Annotated in this window: 2 pseudogenes; both read left to right on the top strand. The window is 59.1% G+C overall.

The features are described from left to right. Nucleotides 1-447: 447 nt before the first annotated feature. Nucleotides 448-718 (top strand): annotated as a pseudogene (locus tag X730_RS01000000165105) (type II toxin-antitoxin system ParD family antitoxin). 3 nt (nt 719-721) lie between these two features. After that, a pseudogene (locus X730_RS1000000169035) lies at nt 722-1032 on the top strand (type II toxin-antitoxin system RelE/ParE family toxin). Nucleotides 1033-1307: the final 275 nt, after the last annotated feature.

The raw sequence follows: 1307 nt of genomic DNA, 5'->3' as shown, positions 1-1307 counted from the left end.
CCCGGTAGCTCGTCAGGCTCATAACCTGAAGGTCACAGGTTCAAATCCTGTCCCCGCAACCAACAAAAAAAGCCCGCTTCACGCGGGCTTTTTGCGTTCGGACCGTGATCGATGGCGATTTTAACCTGCACCAGGGGTCGGAAGCAGGCGAAGCCGACCGTGGGACAGAAAAGCCAAATCATGACCCCCAACCGCCCGCAGCTCGCAGGCCTTTTGTATTCGGCACCTTTGCCCACGCGAAGCCGGTTGGCTCCCGGCTCTGTCAGCGCGGCAACCGCCACGCGCCGGCGCGATGGTGACCGGACGCTTTGGATCCTGCAAAACCAGGCGACGAACCATTCTCTCGCCATCAGATCTTGGAAAACGAACCGTGATCGTGCGCTTCCAATCATTGCTATCTATTGTTACCGGGCTTTGATCGGCGCCATAATCTTCCAGGAGGTTGCCGTGCCCGACTACGCTCTGAACGACCACTATGAGAGCTTTACCAGGAAGCAGCTCGAATCAGGCCGCTACAACAATGCCAGTGAGGTTGTTCGCGCCGGCCTGCGTATGCTCGAGGATTTCGAGGCGGAGCGGGAAAGATGGTTGCGCGAGGAGGTTCCGGCGCGCCTGACCGAGCTCCGGCAGGATCCGGCTAAACTAAGGGCATCCCTGTCGAGACAGTTTTTCGCGGCTCGAGGCGCGTCATCACGCGAAGCAGGCGAAAGCCAAATAGGCAATGGAGTACCGCATTGTCTTCCACCCCAAGGCGGAAACTGAACTCGACCAGCTCTATGACGACATAGCCGACCCGTGCGTCGCCGGCGATCGCTTGGAATTTCGTTGTCGGCATCCGCGACCATTGCCTGAGCGTGTCGACTTTTCCACAGTGCGGCACAGAGCGGGTCGAGATCATGCCTGGTCCGCGGATCATCGGCTGGCGACGTGCCGTCAGCATTGCTTTCGCAGTCGATGCCGAACGGGTCTGGTCCTGGGTATTTTTTCGCCGGCCGCAACATCACGGCGGAATTGCTGGAAGGCCGGCTCTGAAGCGCTGCTTAGGCTGGCGTGGGGATCGACACTCGCCAGGAGGCGATTCTCAGGCCGATGGCACGCACCTGCCGCCGCCTAGAGATGGGAGCTTGGTAGAAGAGTGATCCTCAGCGGAACACCACTCACAATTTCAGCCAAGCCAGCTCACGAATTTCCGCCCCGTGGATATCTCCACGAGAAATCGAAAAAACATCGTCAATGACTGTTGACAGTTCTGGTTGGTGGCGACTATATACGCCTCACGAACGAGGGCGGTGCGCCGCTGGCGGCGA

The sequence above is a fragment of the Mesorhizobium sp. L103C131B0 genome, assembly GCF_000502275.1.
Taxonomy (GTDB): domain Bacteria; phylum Pseudomonadota; class Alphaproteobacteria; order Rhizobiales; family Rhizobiaceae; genus Mesorhizobium.
The sequence above is the reverse complement of the archived record's forward strand: the minus strand, read 5'-3'. Positions and strand labels throughout refer to the sequence as shown.